The 19,968-nt window shown below is 30.5% G+C and carries 14 protein-coding genes and 1 tRNA gene; 13 read left to right on the top strand and 2 right to left on the bottom strand.

Going from position 1 to position 19,968, the window contains the following annotated elements; all coding sequences use genetic code 4:
- Positions 1–2: 2 nt before the first annotated feature.
- The 5 genes from rplJ to V3249_RS03965 all read left to right on the top strand — a co-directional run bounded on the left by rplJ (position 3) and on the right by V3249_RS03965 (position 9,462).
- A complete protein-coding gene (gene rplJ / locus V3249_RS03985) occupies positions 3–500 on the top strand; it encodes a 50S ribosomal protein L10 (protein WP_255030966.1) in 498 nt (165 codons plus the stop codon).
- A 12-nt stretch (positions 501–512) separates the two neighbouring features.
- Positions 513–878: a 50S ribosomal protein L7/L12 gene (gene rplL, locus V3249_RS03980; RefSeq protein ID WP_010320971.1), complete on the top strand. Its 366-nt coding sequence runs from the start codon at positions 513–515 to the stop codon at positions 876–878.
- Positions 879–1,073: 195 nt separating this feature from the next.
- Positions 1,074–4,733, top strand: a complete 3,660-nt coding sequence (locus tag V3249_RS03975) for a DNA-directed RNA polymerase subunit beta (protein ID WP_341517519.1) — start codon at positions 1,074–1,076, stop codon at positions 4,731–4,733.
- 67 nt (positions 4,734–4,800) lie between these two features.
- Positions 4,801–9,036 (top strand): DNA-directed RNA polymerase subunit beta', encoded by a 4,236-nt coding sequence (locus V3249_RS03970; protein ID WP_337896802.1) that lies wholly within the window; start codon positions 4,801–4,803, stop codon positions 9,034–9,036.
- Positions 9,037–9,042: 6 nt separating this feature from the next.
- Positions 9,043–9,462: a tRNA (adenosine(37)-N6)-threonylcarbamoyltransferase complex ATPase subunit type 1 TsaE gene (locus tag V3249_RS03965; protein WP_337896801.1), complete on the top strand. Its 420-nt coding sequence runs from the start codon at positions 9,043–9,045 to the stop codon at positions 9,460–9,462.
- Positions 9,463–10,063: 601 nt separating this feature from the next.
- On the opposite strand, the gene V3249_RS03960 is transcribed toward V3249_RS03965, so the two are convergent.
- Entirely contained in the window at positions 10,064–10,768 is a 705-nt protein-coding gene (locus V3249_RS03960; protein ID WP_332976755.1) for a hypothetical protein, read from the bottom strand.
- Between the two features lie 472 nt (positions 10,769–11,240).
- Between V3249_RS03960 and V3249_RS03955 the strand changes: the two genes are divergently transcribed.
- Genes V3249_RS03955 through V3249_RS03940 form a run of 4 tightly spaced genes read left to right on the top strand, consistent with a single transcriptional unit; the run spans position 11,241 to position 16,133 of the window.
- Positions 11,241–11,978 (top strand): 1-acyl-sn-glycerol-3-phosphate acyltransferase, encoded by a 738-nt coding sequence (locus V3249_RS03955; protein ID WP_157356094.1) that lies wholly within the window; start codon positions 11,241–11,243, stop codon positions 11,976–11,978.
- The gene (locus V3249_RS03950; protein WP_337896307.1) at positions 11,978–12,715 is read left to right on the top strand and encodes a segregation/condensation protein A; all 738 of its coding nucleotides are present in this window, start codon (positions 11,978–11,980) and stop codon (positions 12,713–12,715) included. Before V3249_RS03955 ends, V3249_RS03950 begins: the two co-directional genes overlap by 1 nt.
- Positions 12,705–13,289: an SMC-Scp complex subunit ScpB gene (gene scpB, locus V3249_RS03945; RefSeq protein WP_010320964.1), complete on the top strand. Its 585-nt coding sequence runs from the start codon at positions 12,705–12,707 to the stop codon at positions 13,287–13,289. Before V3249_RS03950 ends, scpB begins: the two co-directional genes overlap by 11 nt.
- Positions 13,290–13,295: 6 nt before the next feature.
- Complete coding sequence (locus tag V3249_RS03940) at positions 13,296–16,133, top strand: lysylphosphatidylglycerol synthase transmembrane domain-containing protein (protein WP_337897046.1); 2,838 nt, start codon at positions 13,296–13,298, stop codon at positions 16,131–16,133.
- On the opposite strand, the gene tsaD is transcribed toward V3249_RS03940, so the two are convergent.
- Positions 16,099–17,085 (bottom strand): tRNA (adenosine(37)-N6)-threonylcarbamoyltransferase complex transferase subunit TsaD, encoded by a 987-nt coding sequence (gene tsaD / locus V3249_RS03935; protein WP_337897045.1) that lies wholly within the window; start codon positions 17,083–17,085, stop codon positions 16,099–16,101. The genes V3249_RS03940 and tsaD overlap by 35 nt on opposite strands.
- A 63-nt stretch (positions 17,086–17,148) precedes the next feature.
- Between tsaD and V3249_RS03930 the strand changes: the two genes are divergently transcribed.
- The 4 genes from V3249_RS03930 to V3249_RS03915 all read left to right on the top strand — a co-directional run bounded on the left by V3249_RS03930 (position 17,149) and on the right by V3249_RS03915 (position 19,908).
- Positions 17,149–17,239 (top strand) — tRNA-Ser (locus tag V3249_RS03930).
- Between the two features lie 906 nt (positions 17,240–18,145).
- Positions 18,146–18,688, top strand: a complete 543-nt coding sequence (locus tag V3249_RS03925; RefSeq protein WP_341517518.1) for a hypothetical protein — start codon at positions 18,146–18,148, stop codon at positions 18,686–18,688.
- A 123-nt stretch (positions 18,689–18,811) separates the two neighbouring features.
- A complete protein-coding gene (locus tag V3249_RS03920; protein ID WP_252263094.1) occupies positions 18,812–18,952 on the top strand; it encodes a hypothetical protein in 141 nt (46 codons plus the stop codon).
- Between the two features lie 221 nt (positions 18,953–19,173).
- Positions 19,174–19,908 carry a DDE-type integrase/transposase/recombinase gene (locus V3249_RS03915; RefSeq protein WP_341517517.1) on the top strand — a complete coding sequence of 245 codons (735 nt, stop codon included), beginning with the start codon at positions 19,174–19,176 and terminating at the stop codon, positions 19,906–19,908.
- Positions 19,909–19,968: the final 60 nt, after the last annotated feature.

Raw genomic sequence — 19,968 nt, 5'->3', positions numbered from 1 at the left:
ATTTGAACGCTTTTCGCCAAAAAAAGGCAGAAATAATTACTGAAATTAGAGATTTGCTCGAGAAATCTTCTTCTTTAGCAATTGCTGAATATCGTGGACTTTCAGTCGCTGAACTAGAAAGTTTGCGTCAGGAACTAAAGAAATCAGGTGTTTTTACTAGAATTTATAAAAATCGACTTTTCAAAATTGCAGCAGATGAACTCGGTTTTTCTAATCTAAAATCAGAATTAGTGGGTCCAAATTTATTTGCTTTTGGTCTTGAAGACCCAATTGCACCCGCTAAAATTATTACAAAAGTCGCAAAAGATCAGCCTTTATTAATATTAAAAGGTGGGATTTATGAAAAAAGTGTTGTTACACCGCAAGAAAATACCGCTATTGCTTCACTTCCAAATTACACTGAAGCAATTACAATGCTTGCTTCTTCTCTTCAAAGTCCACTGAAACAATTGGCTTTTGGACTTAAATTATTAATAGATGAACAAAAAATAACTGCATAAAAAAGGAAAAAAATGGCTAAAATTACTAAAGAACAATTTATCGAGTCATTGAAAGAAATGACAATTAAAGAAGTAATGGAATTTGTTGATGCTCTTAAAGAAGAATTTGGGGTAGATCCTTCTGCTGTTGCTGTTGCAGCTGCTCCAGAAGCTGCCGCTGAAGTAAAATCTGAAGTTAAATTAACTCTAAAAGCAGCCGGACAACAAAAAGTTGCTGTTATAAAAGTTATTAAAGATATGCTTGGATTAAGTTTGATGGATGCTAAAAAACTTGTTGATGCAGCACCTTCTGTCATAAAAGAAGCAATAAAACCTGAAGAAGCTGAGGAATACAAAGCTAAATTAGTAGAAGCCGGAGCTGAAGTTTCTATTGATTAATATTTCAAAAAATTAATTTTAAAAAGCAAAAATGGTGTTCTAAACGCCTTTTTTGTTATTTTTACTTTACTAAAATAAAATATTTTTTTAATATTTTATTAATTTTTTTGAAATTTTGTATAAAAACGCTTTGATTTTTTTGCTTTTTAAATATAATATATAACCTAAACAAAAAAGGGGAAAAAGGGGTGAGTCATGAACCAATTATTTAAGCTAAAATCTTATGGCATAGGAACCCAGCGCCGTTTTTACGGAAAGACAAATAATACACTAGAAACGCCAGATTTCTTAGATTCCTTGCGTGAATCTTTTGACTGGTTTTTAAGCACTGGAATTGCACAAGCATTTGATAAAATTTTTCCAATTGTTTCTTCAAACGGTAAATTGGAAATTAAATTTCGTCCTGATTCAATTAGAGTTGAAAAACCTGAAAATGAATATTTAGCAATCCGTGAAGCTAAAATTAAAGGTAAAACTTATGCTGCTAGAGTTTATGTTACTTTAGTTAAAATTCAAGTTGAAGATGGTGAAATGGAAGAACAAGAAATTCTACTTTCTGAATTTCCATTTATGACCCAAGGCGGAACTTTTATTATAAATGGCTTTGAAAAAGTTATTGTTTCACAATTAATTCGCTCTCCAGGTGTTTGTTTTCGTGAAAATGTTCGAAATCGTCAAGCTGATGACCTTTTTAATAAGGTCGAAATTATCCCGCAACTTGGTTCATGAATGGAAATTTTCCACAAAGTTACTGGAAACCAAGTTGACACAGTTAAGTTTCGTGTTGACAAACATAAAAACATCCCTTTAATGGCGTTTTTAAAAAGTCTTGGTTTTACAAACGAAACAATTCGTAAGTATTTTGGAAATTCACCAGAATTACAAGAATCAATTCGCCGTCACAAAATTGACTCAATTGACGAAAATCTTGAGTCAATTTATCGCATAATTCGTAAAGATGACCGTGTTACTGAAGATGGTCTAAAAAACCTAATTCCGTCAATTATTTTCAATGAAAGACGTTATAATCTGTCAGTAACAGGTCGTTACATGTTAAATTCAAAGTTGAATTTAATTGACCGAATTTCCCAGACTTATCTTGCTGAAGATTTAGTAAATAAAGAAGGCGAAATTTTATACCAAAAAGGACTTTACATAAGTCGCTCAATTGCTATTGAAATTCAGGAAAAATTCAATAACTCTGAGTTTGAATTGTCCACAATTGAAGGTGTAGATTCAACTATTTATGCTCGTCAGTTACAAATTAGCCGTAATGAACGTCTTGGTGAAAGAATTTATGTTGCAATTGTAAAAGTTTGACCAAACAAAAAAGCGATGATTCAAGAAACTGAACCTGTAAGCGTAATTGCAACAGATCCAAGTTTGACCGAAACTACTTTGGTTTTATCAGATATAATTGCGATTGTTTCATATTACTTTAATTTACTGCACAATTTAGGGAAAAATGACGATCCTGATTCATTAATTAATAAAAGAATCGTTAGTGTTGGTGAACTTTTACAAAATCAGTTTTTAATTGCCCTTACTAAAATTGAAAAAAACAGTAAGGAGAGAATTTCTTCAAAATCTGATTTATCACAGCTAACTGTAAAATCAATTATTAATAATAAGCCAATTTATAATCAGTTTAAAAATTTCTTTAACTCCTCAAAATTATCACAATTTATGGATCAAATCAATCCATTAGGAGAAACAGCTAATAAAAGACGGGTGACTTCACTTGGTCCAGGTGGTTTAAATCGTGATACTGCTCAATTTGAGGTTCGGGACGTTCATGCAACTCATTATGGTCGTATTTGTCCTGTTGAGACTCCTGAAGGGCAAAATATCGGTCTAATTCTTAACTTTTCAGTTTTTTCACGCACAAATAAATATGGTTTTATAATGACTCCTTATTATAAAGTCACAAATCGTGTTGTTGATTTTAGCAAAGTTCACTGACTAACTGCAGCCGAAGAATTTGGACTTAGTTTTGCTCAGTCTTCAATCGAAATTGATGAAAACAACAAAATTATTGCCGACAAATTAACCGTTCGTAAAAATCAGACATATTTGGTTCTTGATGCAAATCAAGTCGATTATATCGACGTTTCTTCAATGCAAATGACATCAATTTCGGCTTCAGCAATTCCTTTCTTGGAAAACAATGACGCTAACCGTGCACTTATGGGTTCAAACATGCAACGTCAAGCCGTTCCGTTAATTAAACCAGAGGCACCACTAGTTGCAACAGGAATTGAAGCAGATATTGCCCGTTTTTCAGCAACAAATATTCGTGCCGTTGAAGATGGAAAAGTTATTTTTGTTGATGCAAAAAAAATCGTTGTTAATTCCGAAAATTCAACAAAAACTTATTTTTTACGGGCTTTTGAAAAATCAAACCAAGAAACATTAATTTTACAAAAACCAACTGTAAAAGTCGGCGACTTTGTTAAAAAAGGTCAACTAATTTGTGATGGTCCATCAACCGAAAATGGTGAACTCGCCCTTGGTAAAAATGTGCTTGTTGCTTTTAGTACTTGATATGGCTACAACTACGAAGATGCGATCATCATTAGTGAAAAGCTCGTAAAAGACGACGTTTTTACCTCAATTCACATTCAAGAACAGACAATAAAATTCCGTTCATCTAAGGCAGGAAATGACATTCTAACCGCTGAAGTGCCAAATGCTTCGGCCAGATCACGTGCTCATCTTGATGCAAACGGGATTGTAATTGTTGGTTCAGAAGTTGATACTGGTGATATTTTAGTCGGAAGAACTTCGCCAAAAGGAGAAGACAACCCAACAGCCGAAGAAAAATTAATGGCCGCAATTTGAGGTAAAAAAGCCTTAGCACAAAAAGATACCTCACTCCGGGTAAAAAACGGTGAAGGTGGAACTGTAATTGATGTCCAAATTCTTTCTCGAGATCAAGGTGATAATCTCGAAGAAGGTGTTGGAATGCTTGTCAAAATTTTGATCGCCCAAAAAAGAAAAATCAAAGTGGGCGACAAAATGGCTGGACGCCACGGAAATAAAGGTGTTGTTTCTGTTGTTCTCCCAGTTGAAGACATGCCATTTTTAGAAGACGGAACACCTATTGACATTGTCTTAAATCCCCAAGGTGTGCCATCACGTATGAATATCGGTCAAGTTTTAGAACTTCACCTTGGTATGGCGGCAAAAAAACTTGATACAAAATTTGTTACCCCTGTTTTTGATGGTATCAAAATTGACACCATTCAAGATTTATTTAAAGAAGCTAACATTCCTCAGTCAGGAAAATTTAAATTAATTGACGGAATTACAGGTCAACCTTTTGAAAATCCAGTTTCAGTTGGCTACATGTACATGCTTAAATTGCAACATATGGTCGACGATAAAATGCATGCAAGATCAATCGGTCCTTATTCCTTAACAACCCAACAGCCCTTAGGTGGAAAATCACAAAACGGTGGACAAAGATTCGGGGAAATGGAAACTTGAGCGCTCGAGTCTTTTGGGGCTGCATCTGTTTTATCAGAACTTTTAACTTATAAATCTGATAATATTCAAGGTCGAAATTTACTTTATAATAATATAATTTCCGGTGGACAAATTCCGCGGCCAGGAACACCTGAGTCATTCAATGTTTTGGCTTACGAACTTCGTGGACTTTTAATTAAACTGGAAGTTCACAAAAAACATCTCTTTGATGAGCCAGAAGTTGAGGCACCAAATAATCTTGAATTTGCCGAAATTCCATCTGAAATTATTGACGAATATGATGAATTTCCCGGTGAAGGACGTCGTCAAATTGACTACAACGACGATCAGTATGACTTTGATGAAGAAAACATCGATTTTGACTAATTGAGGGAATAATTCACTTTTTTAACTAAAAGTAAATTATGCCTATTTTTAAAGGAGAATTTAAAAAATGAACACAAAGGTTTCTCGCCAGTATGCAAAAATTTACGAAAATTCAATCGAAAAAATTTCCCTTGCACTCGCAACCCCTCAAGATGTCCTTGACTGATCTCGCGGTGAAGTAACCCGCCCTGAGACAATAAATTACAAAACTTTCAAACCTGAAAGAGGCGGACTTTTTGATGAGTTAATTTTTGGTCCACTTGTTGATTTTAAATGTTCAATTTGTGGACGAAAATACCGTAAAGCTAACGAAAATCAACTCTGTATTGCCACAAAAGAGTGTCAAATTTCAAAATCACAAATAATGTCAAAATTGTCCCGTCGTTATGCAATGGGTCATATTGCACTTAATACGCCGATTTTGCACTTTTGATTTTTCAAAATCGATCACTCGATTGTTGCAAAACTTTTAGGTCTAAAAGTTTTTGAGGGTGATAAATTAACTTCCAACATTTCAAAAACAGCCTTAGAACAGCTTATTTATTATAAGTCTCACATTGTTCTTGAAACTGGTGGTCTAAAATCACTGCAAAAAAATAAAATAATTGACATTTCCGAGGCAGGTTTAATTTACAAAAATGCACTTGTCGAAATTCTTGAAACTTATGAGCCTGAAACTGATGAATATGAAGCAGTTGCTGAAGCTCTTTCAGAATTAACTGACCTTGCCTCAAGTAAAATAGGCCGTGAATACGGGATAGATTATTACGAACTTAACGAAGTAATTCAGGAATTTTCTGATGCCCGAATTGCAACAGGAACTGAAGCAATTGAGTATTTGCTTGATAAATTAGACTTACATGCTGAAAAAAAACAAGTAGAAGCTGAACTTGCAGTTTTACAAAAACAATCTCACCAAAATAAAAAAGTTGTCATAAAAAACCAAAAACGCGACAAACTCTATAAAAGATTGCAAGTAATTAACGCTTTTATTAATTCAGGCCAAGATCCTAAATCAATGATTATTAAAAATCTTCCGGTAATTCCGGCCGATTTAAGACCACTGGTTCAACTTGATGGTTCACGTCATTCAACAAGTGATTGTAATGAACTTTATCGTCGAATTATAATTCGAAATAACCGTCTAAAAAGATGAAAAGAATCCGAAGCACCTGTAATTATTATCCAAAATGAGATGAGAATGCTTCAAGAAGCAATCGATGCTCTAATTGACAATCAGAAAAAAACAACTAACCAAGTAACAACAAAAGAAAACCGTCCTTTGAAGTCAATTTCTGACTCACTTACCGGAAAAAAAGGAAGATTTCGTCAAAACTTACTTGGAAAACGTGTTGACTATTCAGGTCGTTCAGTTATTGTCGTTGGTCCAAAACTAAAAATGCACCAAGCCGGACTGCCGCGGAAAATGGCCGCTGTTCTTTTTGAGCCTTGAATTATCCGTAATTTAATTCAAGAAAAAAAAGTCGGCTCAATTAAGTCAGCCCGTAAAATGATTGAAGAAGAAAATCCAATTATTTGACCTCATGTTGCAAAAGTTATTAAAACTAGACCGATAATTCTTAACCGTGCTCCAACCTTGCACCGACTTTCAATTCAAGCTTTTGAACCAGTTTTAGTTCGAGCAAAGGCAATTCAACTTCATCCACTAGTTACTGCCGGGTTTAATGCTGACTTTGACGGTGACCAAATGGCCGTACACATTCCAATTTCACCTGAAGCTGTTCGTGAAACTAGAGAATTAATGTTTGCTGACAAAAACATTTTAGGGCCAAAAGATGGTGAGCCAATCGTTAACCCTTCTCAAGACATGGTGCTTGGACTTTATTATTTATCCCAAGAAAAAGCTGGTGCAAAAGGTGAAGGATCATTCTTTTCATCTTATGATGAAATGTTAAAAGCCTATGAATTTCGATCTGTAGAACTTCATGCAAGAGTTGTTTTACCTTTTGAGTCAGTCAAACCTTTGGTTGGAAAAAATTCACGTGGACACATAATTTCAACAGTTGGTAAATTTATTTTAAATAATATTTTCCCTGAAAATTTCCCATTTATTTTTGACCACAATGTTGATGAATTAGAACTAAATTATCCCCGTCAAATTAAAAAATATGTCTTGCCTTACGGTACAAATTTCCGTGATTACATTCAAAATTTAGGAATTAATGAACCTTTAAACAAAAAAGCAATTGCTAAAATTGTAAGACAAATTTTTGACACCTATGACGGAGTTCTTGCAAAAGAAGATATTGCCAATGTTATTGACCAGTTAGACTTTGAAAATTATCAAGACTGTATTTTAATTTACGAAAAACTTCGTGATTACAAAGGGGAAAAATTACCAATTTCTCACCTTGCAAAACTGTCTGAATTTACAATTTTTGAGTTTGACCAGTTATTTAAACGCCAACAACAAGCCGGAAGAGCCGAAATTTACCGTGTTTTTGAAGATCACGAAAAAGTTGACCTCCTCGAAAAAATTTGATTCAAATACAACAACATGGTTTCTTCAATTCTTGATAAAATTAAAGATCTTGGATTTCACTACTCAACAATTTCAGGAACCTCAATTGCAATTAGTGACATTAAAGTCGCACCTAAAAAACACGAATTTATCGCCGAAGGTGAAAAATATATTAGTCAACTTAATAACTTTTTCAATCAAGGTCTAATCACTGATGATGAAAGATATGTCCTGGCGATTGCAAAATGAACCCAAATTAAGAACGAAATTCAAGACGACCTTAATGAATCAATCGTAAATGAAGCCCACAACTCGCTGGTAATGATGATGAAATCTGGAGCTAGAGGTAATATTTCTAACTTCGTCCAACTTGCCGGAATGCGTGGTTTGATGGCCAACAACGTTAAGGCCTTGAAGGTCGATGCTGAAAATGAACGTGTTGTTCGTTCAATTGTTGAAGTTCCAGTTAAGTCATCGTTTGTTGAGGGTCTAACTTCATTTGAATTTTACTCTTCAACTCACGGAGCTAGAAAAGGTCTAACCGATACAGCCCTTAACACTGCAAAATCAGGATATCTAACTCGAAGACTGGTTGACGTTGCCCAAAACATTGTTGTTGCAGCGGACGACTGTTTTTCAGATTTTGGCTTTGTAGTTAAAGACATAATTGACACTAAAACTAACACAATAATAGTTCCTTTAATTGAAAGAATCGAAGGTCGCTTTTTAAATAAAGATGTCTATGATTCAAAAGGAAATAAAATTGCTAGCGGCGGACAACTTGTTAATCTCCAAATTGCAAAACAAATCGCAAATGCTGGTGTTAAAAAAGTGGAAATTCGTTCAATTTTGTCCTGTCATATCAAAAATAGTGTCTGCAAAAAATGTTACGGAAAAGATTTGGCAACAAACCGTTTAGTTTCAATTGGTGAGGCTGTCGGAATTATTGCTGCTCAGTCAATCGGTGAGCCAGGAACTCAGTTAACGATGAGAACTTTCCACACCGGAGGGGTTGCCAACGTTGAAGATATTACAGGTGGATTTACCCGTCTAATTGAACTAATTGACTCTCACGAACATCCTTGAGGTCGGCCAGCAAAAATTTCACCTTATTATGGAACAATCACTAAAATTTCTGATCTGTCCGAAAAAAATGCCACAAGCAAAGGACTTTTAATTACAATTGACTATAAAAATGCTCAAGGCGAAAAAGCCGAACATATGGTCCGTGTTGAGCAAAATCAGAAACTTCGAGTTCAAGTTGGCGACAAAGTTATTCCAGGTCAAAAACTTGTTGAAGGACCAATTATTCTAAAAGAATTATTGGCAATTTCTGATGCTAGAACACTTCAGAACTACCTTCTAAAAGAAATTCAAAGAATCTACCGTATGCAAGGAATAACAATTTCTGACAAATATATTGAAATTATTATTCGCCAAATGTTGTCAAAAATTCAAATTACTGAAAGTGGCGATTCTAATTTCTTCATTGGATCAATTGTTGACATTAGCGACTATCAAGAAGTCAATGGCCAACTAATTTCTGAAGGAAAAAATCCTGCTTTTGGAAACATAATTGTCAAAGGTGCTAAACAAATTCCACTGCTTTCAAACTCATTTTTGGCCGCGGCAAGTTATCAAGAAACATCCAAAATCCTTGTTCATTCAGTTATCTCATCACAAGCTGACAAATTAGAAGGACTTAAAGAAAACATAATTGTCGGCCACAAAATTCCTGCTGGAACAAATTCAAATTATGAACCTAAGTCCAAATTTGACATCCGTGATCCATTCAGTTTTTTCATGAAAACTTCACGCTAAAAGTTTATGAACTTTGAAGATATAGCTAAAAATTACCGTTTTTGCCAACAAATAATCTCCAAAACTTGCTCTGATTTGGAGATTATTTTTAATTTAATTATTAGTAAAAAAATTCAATTTATTTATTTAGTTGGGCACTATGGTTCAGGAAAAACTGATTTTACCAAAAAATTTGCACAAAAAATCGGAATAAAAGACAAAATTATTTCCCCGTCATTTAATTTTATGTTTGCCTACGAGAATTTAGTTCATATTGATCTTGATAATTTTTCATCAAAATTGGATGAATTTCAGGACTATTTTGACCAAAATTTTATTGTAATTGAATGGGCAAACAAACTTGAGGAATTTTCTCAAAATTCAATTTTAATTAATTTTGAAATAATTGATCCTGAGTCAAGAAAAATTCAATTTTGCTGAAACTAAAACAAAAAAGCCTATGAATTCATAGGTTTTTTTAGTTTTTTGACAATAATTCAACTCACTTTTCCAAAACTTCCCGGATTGATGGCAAAAATTCATTTTTTAGTGAATCTAAATATGCAAAAATACCGGTAAATCCGGGTTTTTTGGTCTAAAATCTCAATTTTTATTGTTTTAAAATTAACCCTTTGTAAAAAAAAAAAAAAATGCTTGGTCTAAAAAAAATTTCTGTTATAATTAGCATCACTTAAGAATAATTAATAAATTTAGAATCAGAATTAAGGGGGAATTAGTTATGTTTTTTGTCTAATAAAATTAGATAGTGCGAATTATCCATTATGTTTTTAAATATAATGGAATGCCTTAAATTTACCCGTTTAGAAATCTTTAAATTTAGGGCTTTTGGTTATTGTTCTTTCAAAACTTCATATATTTTTTTAGGCTCGCTGCAAATAAAAACGAGTTTTCTATTTGCATTGAGTTTAAATAGTAGTTGTATTTTTTTATGATTTTTGTTATTTTATCCATAAATTGATTTTTGCCAGTGTTTTAACTAAAAAAGGTAGTTTAGACATTTTATAATTTTGCTTTTTTAGTTAAGATTTTAGCTTTTTGTTAATAATTTAATTCACTTTTGGCTAAGGTTATTCTGGCTTAAAACTTGTTTTCAACTTTTAGGTTTGTGCTTAATTTCAATTTTTGAATTAACAATTAAAAGATAAAAATTTAATTTTTCAAGGAACATTTTTGTGAAAAAGACAATAAAGAATGCAAAAAGGAAAATAATTGTTAAAACTGGGAAATTTCAGGGTCATTTTCCTAGTTCGCCAATGGTTGGTTGTCCATCTTTCCCCATGTAAAATCAGTTTCCGTTTCAGGCTATTTTGAGTCGATTATCACCTTGGTTTTCAATTATTTTTTCAATTATTCAACTTAGAAAAAAAGTAAAAGATGCCATTAAAAAAGTGAATAATACCGATTTTCAGAAACTTTTTATATCCAATTTTGAGTTTTTACCATTAATAAATGTTAAAAAAAACGGTAAAACCAAACTTAAAAGATGACTAAAAATAAACTCTCAAAAAAAGTAATTATCAGGCGCTCAATTTATACCTAAATTCTTAGTTTTTGCCAAGTTTATTAGTTCAGATTCAGTAACATTTTGGTCAAGTTTTATTCCTTGAAATTCAATGTCATCCATAACAATTCCTGCATCAAAGCCAATTTGTGGAAACGATAGTGCTAAAATTGACCCCAAAAAACCGGGAATTACTATGTATTTTGCCCAATTTGTCCTATTAAAAATCATTAAAGACGCACAAATTAAAACAATAAGTCGACACAAATGTAGTGGCAGATATTCTCATTTATAGATATAATCATTAATTTCTAGTATAATTGTTCGACTAATATATGAAAAAAATCAAATCAAAACACCAATGAAAACAAACCAATTTTTTACTCTATAAAATAAACTAACCTTAAATTGAATTTGGTTCTTGTGAACGTACCATGTTTCCAAATTTTTACGGAAAAAATACAGCACAAGAATGCCTAGAAGACCTAAAACTAGCCCAATATACACTATAAAAAAATATGAATTTGCATCTAAATCACTTTTTCTTCAATCAAAATAAAACATTTTATTTTTTAATTTCCATTAAAATAGATTTTAACTGTTTTTAATTAAAATTTTAGATTTTTTGGTATAATTATATAATTATAATTAAATTTCTATAAATTTTAATTAACTAAATTTAAAAAGAAAAAGCAAAAATGAAATGATAATAAAATTGCGAATTGCTATTTTTTCAATAATCTGACTATTCAAAATACGTAAAATACGCTCTGTTTGGAAAAAATATTATAAAAAAAAAGTCGAACTTTCTCCTCAATATAGAAGTGATTTGGTTTTAAGTTACTCAAAGTTCATTTTAAAACTATTTGGTATAAAAATTAAAGTTTTTGGTTATGAAAATTTGCCCAAAAATGCATCGATCTTAATTTCTAATCAAAATCAGTTTTCTGACCACTTTGCATTATTTTCAGCACTTGAAAACCCATCAAAAGCTGAAGAAGATTTTAACCCAATTGTTAGTTTTTTTCTTGAAAAAAAGCGTTATTCCCGTAAAAATAAATGAATTTTTGGCTCTCTTGATTCACAATTTTTAGCTGAAAACGAGCAAGAAAATTTAAAAAAGTTTCAAAATTTTTTAAAATCAATCCGTGAAAAACGTGCTTATGGAGTTATTTTTGCAAAAGAGAACCTGCACGACACAGAGTTAAATTTTCCAATTGAAATTTTTGAAACTATAAAAGAATCAGGTCTTGCAATTGTCCCTGTTTCAATCAAAGTAGTTAAAAAAAATACAGACAAAAACCAGACTAAAAAATTTAAAAATATCGAAATTTTCATTAATAAACCAATAAAACCGGGTGCTGTTATTTCGCAAACAAGTAAATCCTTGAGTTTAGCCACAAAAAGAACTATTATTGATTTTTACAAAGGTGAAAAATAATGGATTACGATATAAAATTAGCTAATTTTTCAGGACCTTTAGAATTACTTTTAGATTTAGTAAAATCAAAAAACATTAATATTTTAGATATCGACCTTGTTGATTTAGCAACTCAATATGTCAAAATAATTCAAATTTTAAAAGAAAAAAATATCCAAATTGCCGGTGAATATTTAGTTATTGCTTCTACTTTAGTTCATTTAAAGTCAAAAATTTTGCTTTTACCAAGTAAAGAAGAAAAATTAAAACCTGAAGATGAAAAAGATCGACTTGAATTTTTAGCTCTATTATACGACTATCAACAAATCAAAAATATTGCAAACATGTTAAAAGAACAGCAAGAGCACCGTAACGATTATTTTGAAAAAAATACCTCAGATTACAGTGATTTTCGCAGACCCCCGGACCCAAGTCAGCTTGATGGACACTCGTCAGTCCATAATTTATATAAAGTGCTAAAATTAATGTTTGACAGAACAAAAGCTAAAAATCTTATTAAAATCAAAACCCAACAAGTCCAGGTGACCGCTGACGAGCAAAGTTTATGATTGAAAAATCTGTTAAAAAAGGAAAATGAAATAGATTTTGAATACTTATTTTCACTTCCGACAATGAAACATTTTGTTATCACCATGATTTCAATGCTCGAAATGGCAAAAAAACAACTTCTACATTTAAAACAGGAGAAACAATTCTCAAAAATATCAATTTTCCGTGGGGGTTATGATGAAAACTAGAATTATTGAAGCAATTTTGTATCTTCAAGGTGAAAAAGGAGTTTCTTCTCAACAACTTCAGAGCGCGCTTAAATTATCAAAAATTAATGAAGCTCGCAAACTTTTAAAAGATTTTTCAGTCGAATTTAACCGTCAAAAAAGAGGTATAATTGTTGTTGAATTTGCCGATATTTTCAAATTTGTTACCGCAAAAGACTTAAAACCTTTTATTATTGACTTTGTCGGAAATGAAAAAAAATACCGTCTAAGTAATGCAGCAATTGAGGTTGCCGCTATAATTGCCTATAAACAACCTGTAACAAGAAGTGTTATTGCCCAAATTCGTGGTGGAATTAATTCTGACTATATTGTAGGTTCGCTGTTAGCAAAAGGGATAATTGAGGAATTAGGAACCGCTCCAAGCCCTGGAAATCCTACGCTTTATGGTGTAACTTCGAGGTTTTTTGACTATTTCAAACTAAGATCGGCCAAGGATTTACCTAAATTTAAAGAGTTTGATTTATTAGACATTATTGAAGATCCTGGCCAAAGCGAAAATTTTGATCTTTTTTCTTCTCAACGAGAAACTGAATAAAATTTTATGAAATATCTAGCAATTAATCGCGATGTTAACCTAGAAGACCAAAAGTTGATTTTTTTTAATTATGATTCTCCTCTTGAATTAAGTAATTCTAAAATTATCGGCTTTGTTGGTAATCAACCTAATTCAATAAATGAAAACTATATTTTTAGTTTAGCATCAACTATTTCTGATCTTGTTAAAGAAAAAAACTATCAGAAAATTTTAATTAATAGCAGTTCCAACAATTTTGGAATAGCTTTTGCATCAATTTTTTACAATGCTTTGGCCTCTGATCCTAACAAAGAAATCTTAATTTTTGAGGAAAAATTTGGATACTCCCAAAGTTTAGCACGTCATTATTTTATGAATAATGACTTTGATTTTTTTATAAATATTGAAGTTAATCTGTCAAATAAAAATTTAAATCTAACAGTTTTGACCTTTTATAAAAAAAACTTAACACTTTTAACGGCTGAAGAAGAAAGAAAAATAAACAAAACAGAGCAAAAGCCGTTTTTTTATAGAAGTTCACAAATTTATTTAACGCCAAAATTTCATATTAATTCAGACCATATTTCGAAATTTTACAGTTATTTTGGCCTAAATTTCTACAAATTAGCAAATTTTTACCAGTTTTATGATTCAGAGTCCACTTTTTTAACTAATTTTTTAAGAGATCATTTTGACACTGAAAAAAGTAAATTTTTACCAATAAAAAAGAGTTTTCCGATTGAAAAAATTACAAGACAAGTTAGCGATAATTCAATAATTTGAAAAAAGATCACAACAAGCGCTAAATTTATGACAAATGTAATCTTCTGAGTCAAAAAAAACAAAATTATAGCCGCAGTTCGCAAGAAATTTAACTTTAATATTATAAAAGATAATGATTTTCAGCTGTTAGTACTTGATTATCTTGAAAGAAATTGAAAAAATGGCAAATATTTTTTGATAAGTCATCAAGCTAATAACTACATTTCTGAGTTTATTGAGCAGAAATTTACCGCTAAAATCACAAAATTTTGTGAATATAATGAGAATTCAGAAACTGAATTACTTAAAATTCGAGAAAAAACTGACGATGAAGTTGTTGTTATAACATCGAAAAGTGTTCATTTTGTTCCTAAAGTTTCCGAAAATTCAATTAAATACGGAATTAGCAATAAATTTTCTATTCTTTGGTATGTGAAAATTTTTGAATTTTACACCCAAAATAATTTAAATATATTTGAAATTATCCAAAAGATGAAAAATGAGTTGAATTTTGTTTTCCAACACAAGTACCGCATGAAAGCAACTCCGTCAACTTTTGATAAAATTGTAAACTTGCTTGTAAATGAAAGTGACGCGGAATTTCGACCACAGGGATACAACATTTCAAATTCAGATTCAGGAAAATACTCGATAAAATTAAAAATTAATTTACAAAATAACGATTTTTACACACTAATTTACTTTAAACCAAAACAAGAATTAACACTTTACACAAATTTTTTATCAAAAAATCACACCGAAAAAGAAGCCGTTTTTTTGGAAAACCTTCTTATTGATAAAGTTAAACTTGCAAATAAAAATCTAGCATCATCAAAAAACAATAAAACGAAAGATTTTCTTAAATTTGGGATTTTTATAACAACTATTGTCGTAATTTTAATTATTTTATTTTATAATTTCTACAACTCTAGCTTTGCAGACGGCTCGCCTACAAAAATTTTTGTTAAATTTTACGAGTTTTTTTTCAAATCTCGGGTAAACAGATTAGTTCTTCTTGGCGCAATTGCTCATTTTTTATTTTGAAATTTAACCTCAACCTTGCAATTACGGCGGATCTTTAAATATCAGAAGGTAAAAACGAGATTTAGACACCTTTTTATCGCCACTTTTATCGCCACTTTTATGCAATTTTCTACACCTTTTTCATTTGGTGGCGAAATAAGTTATTATTGATATTTGCAAAAAAAGAAATATCCACTGAAAAATATCAGCGCAACCTTGACATATAATGCCCTAATTCATCAGGTTTTTAATTTATTTGTCAGTTTGATTTTAATTCCGGTTGGATTTATTTACTATCGCGATCTTTTTATTTTAGATTCCTGGGAAAAAATCATTTTCTTTGCTTGACTTGTTGTCAATATTTTCTTAAACGTTCTAGTTTTATTAATAATTATAATTATTTCTGTTTGAAAAAAATTGCAATATTTGTTGATTAAACTATTTGTTTCACTTTTAAATCTCAATTTTTTAAAAAAAATTGAGGACAGACAAAGATTAGAATACCGTTTTCAATTTCTAATTGATAATTTTAAAAACCATTTTATGGAAGTTTTGTCTAATAAAAAACTGTTGGCAAAAATACTTTTGCTTTACAAATTACCAGTTTTTTTCATAAATTTCTCTTTTGTAATTTTAATTATCACTTTAAAAGAACAAGGTTTAGATCTAAGTAACATCAATTTTCACGATTATCTCAAATTTATATCAGGATTTACACTTTTACAAATTTCTAACAACCTCTCGCCTTCTCCAGGCGGGGTTGGTTCAGCCGATTTAATAACAAAATTAATTTTTAAAAGCTTTTTTGATGAAGCAAACTCTTTAAATTTAGATATTTTTAACTTTACTAATAGAATTTATACTTGATTTTTACCTTATTTATTATCAGCGATCGGAATTTTGACTGTTTGAGTAGGCGAAAAAAGAGTTGACCGTTACAAAGAAATTCAAAATACGATGCAAGAAAACTTAATTTTGAATTACAAACTGAAAAAACAAGACAGTCATATCTTTTTTTATGCTTTATCTTTTTGAGCAATTGTCGCTACCGGGATTCTAATTTTTGTTTTTGCGATTTAATTTTTAGCTCAATTTGTGCAGCTTTTGCAATCATAGCGCCATTATCGGTGCAAAATTCTCTTTTTGGAATAACAATTTTATAATTTTTTTCATATTCTTTAAATAATTCTCTAATTCCAGAATTTGCTGCAACGCCGCCAACTAAAGTCAGGGTTTTTATATTTTTATTGTCATTTAAAACAGAATCGAGTTGTCTTTTTAAATATTTTATTATTGTTTCCTGAAAAGAAACAGCGATTTTTTGGACATTTTTTAAATCAAGTTTATTTTTTTGCTTCATTTGGTTAGTAAAATTTATGACTTGAGTTTTTAGTCCGCTAAAAGAAAAATCCAAAGGATTTGCAAGCCTTTTTGGCAAACTGAAATTGATTAGTTCACCAATATTTTGCCGATTTTGCTGTCAAATTTGGTCAATTTTTGGTCCACCAGGCAACACTAAGCCTAAATTTCTACCGATTTTATCATAAATTTCGCCCAGAGCATCATCCGCTGTTGAGCCAATAATTTCAAGTTCACTCTCGTTTTTAGCCAAAATTCATTGACTATGACCTCCGGAAATTAAGAGCGAAAGTGCTGGAAAAACAATTTCATCCTCAATATTTGCCGACCAAAAATGTCCTAAAAGGTGGTTAACTGGAATTAAAGGCTTATTAAAATAAAGACTTAATGCACTTGCAAATAAAAATCCTATTTTCAAAGCACCCAATAATCCTGGATTATTTGTGTAGGCAATAGCATCAACCGTGGAAAAATCAACACGTTTTTGCAATAATTTCTCTAAAATTATTGCTAAATTTCGCGAATGTTCGCGAGCAGCAAGTTCTGGAATTGTTCCACCAAACTTTTGGTGGAATTCAATTTGGCTAATTGTTAAAATTATTTCAACTTTTTCATCACATAAAAGAGCAACAGATGCATCATCATGAGAGGTTTCAATACCTAAAATTTTCATTTTTCTGCCTTTTATTTTTTTTATTTTATTATATAATATTTTATGATATAATTATAAAAATATGGGCCAGTACTCAAGAGGCTGAAGAGGACGCACTGCTAACGCGTTAGGGGAGTGAAATCCCGCGCAGGTTCAAATCCTGTCTGGCCCGCCAAAACCCTTCGTTTTCGTTTTCTATTTCTTTTAAAGCATGATACATTAAAAAATAGTTTATCTTTATTGCCTCCTTATTTTTGTTTTTTATTTATAAATTGCGTGTCTAACATTTATTTATTAAATTATTTTTTTATGTTTTCATCAGTGTTTAGTAAACTCCTTTCTTAATTTTTATTTATTTTTTTGTAAAATCATTTTTGGAACGTCCTTTCTATTTATATTTTCAATTTCTTCTTTTTTGGTTTTGTGTAAAAGCATTTTTAGTAAACTCCTTTGTAAATTTTTTTATACGTTAAAGTTTATTTTTTCTAAAATCATGTTTTGTAACCTCCTTTCTAAATTTTTATTTATATGCTAAATTTTATTTTTGTGTAAAACCAAAATTTATTATGTGTGTTTACATTCGTTTTTAGTTTTTCCTTTTATTTTTGTGAATTACAAAATCATTATGTATATGTTCATGCATATGTAAAATCTCTTTTCGTTGTTATAATTTATAAGTTATATTTTATTTTTGTGAATAACAAAATTCATTATAATCTCTCGTCGTTCTCAATAAAAAAATCTATAAAAAATTCTAATCTCTAATCTCTAATCTCTAATCTCTAATCTCTAAAAAATTTCTATAATAAAACTCTATAAAAAAAGGCAAATGAAAATTTGCCTTTTTTAATTATTGGAAATAAAATGATTATCTATTTTCCTGAACTTCCTGGTTTGATGGCAAAAATTCACTTTTTAGTGAATATAAATATGCAAAAATACCGGCAAATCCGGGTTTTTAATCCTTAAATCTTAATTTTTATTATTTTAAATTTAACCTTTTGCAAAAAAAAAAAAAATGTTTGGTTTAAAATAAATTAGTACACCAATTTCAGACTTATTCGAAAAAAGGTGTGTCAAAATGAAACAATACAAATTCACAATTGAAGAGAAATTTAAATACATCAAAATTGCCGAATCTAGAGGCTTAAAAAACGCAATTTTGGATTTTGCAGAAGAATTTAGAGAAATTTACAAAAACAAATCTAAAAGTAAAAAAGCGGATAAAGAATGAATGTTGCATATATACGCTAATAATTTGATAAGAAATTGGCAAAAAAAGTTTTATAATAATGATATGAAAAGTTTAATTAGTACTCGTGGAAAAATCAAATCTCCACGCAAACCAAAGAAGAAATATACAATTAACGACCTTTCTGAAAATGATCGTGAAGTTTATCAAGAGATAATGGAGAATGTTCTTAGAAGATACGGAATTGACCCCGCAATTGTTCTTGAGGAACTCAAAAAACGAAAACAAGAGCAAGAAAAAGATAAAAACAAAATCGAAAATTCCACTAGAATTTGTAGTGTTTTTAACATTAATCGCACTTCTCCCGAGTTTCCCAGTTTTAAGACAAAAATTCACTTTTTAGTGAATATAAATATGAAGAAACACCCGTAAATCGGTGTTTTTTTAATGTAAAACCTTAATTTTATAAGTAGCATTTGGTAGCATTTTAAGTAATTTTATGGTATAATTATAAATTATGAAAAAACAAAAATTAACTAAGTTGGTTTAGTATCGATGTTGCAAAAATTAAGACAAAGGGTTGAATTTAACACTTTAGATCAGCAAATTATATTTAAAAAACACGATGGTGTCCCTAGCGATCCAAACATTTGAAATAGATATGATTTTTACTTTGATATCTTAATAAATCACTAATAAAATTGTAACCAACTTTTACCAAAAAACTTAAAAAAGTCCCTAAAACCAGATACTTTTTTAAAATTACCTTATGAAACTGGGAAACTCGGGAAAAACGAAAACAAGAGCAAGAAAAAGATAAAAACAAAATCGAAAATTCCACTAGAATTTGTAGTGTTTTTAACATTAATCGCACTTCTATTTATGAGAAAATAAGGGTAAAAAAACCACCAAAGAAAATGATTTATGATGAAAAATTACTTGAGTGAATTCGTGAAAATTTCCATTTGAATCGAAAGGTAAAAGGCCGAGACATCCTATATAATATTTACATAAATCAGGGAAATTATGTAAGCACGTACGTGTTTCAAAAACACTACGAATTTTTAGGATTAAAATCAATTGCTTATAAAAGGCAAGGAAAACCGGCGCCAAAAGAGAAAAAGTTTACACGAATTTGGACTGAAGATCATATCAAAGGTGAATTTAGCTCAGAAAATTTTGGTGAAAAATGGTTTGCTGATATTAAATTTATCAAAATTAACAACGAATGATTTTACCTACACTCAATTATTGAAACAAAATCCAATTACTTGCTCAATTTTTCGATTTCTAAAACAAGATTTTCAGAAGAAACTATAAACTTAGTGAAACAAACAATTAAAAAGTATAATATTAAACCAAAATTTTTCCATTCAGATCATGGTGTGGAATATGCAAACTACAAATTTGCTAATTTTTTGAAGCAAAATGGTATCCAACAATCAATGTCACCAAAAGGAAATGCTCTTGCAAACCGCCCTATTGAATATTTTTATGCAGTTTTTCAACGCGAATTAATTAATATTGAGGGTCAAAATTTTGAAAATGTGCCTACCGCTTATCAAAAAATAAGTTCATTTATTGATTGGTATAACTATGAAAGGCCTCAAAGTTGCTTATCATATAAAACTCCAAGTTATTATATGAGGTAAATTATTTGTCCAAATTTTTAAAATGAACATGCTAGAAAAAATTAACAAAAGTGGAGCAAT

The sequence above is a fragment of the Mesomycoplasma ovipneumoniae genome (genome assembly GCF_038095995.1).
GTDB lineage: Bacteria > Bacillota_I > Bacilli_A > Mycoplasmatales > Metamycoplasmataceae > Mesomycoplasma > Mesomycoplasma ovipneumoniae_F.
Note: the sequence above shows the minus strand (reverse complement) of the source record. Positions and strands in the feature narration are given on the sequence as shown.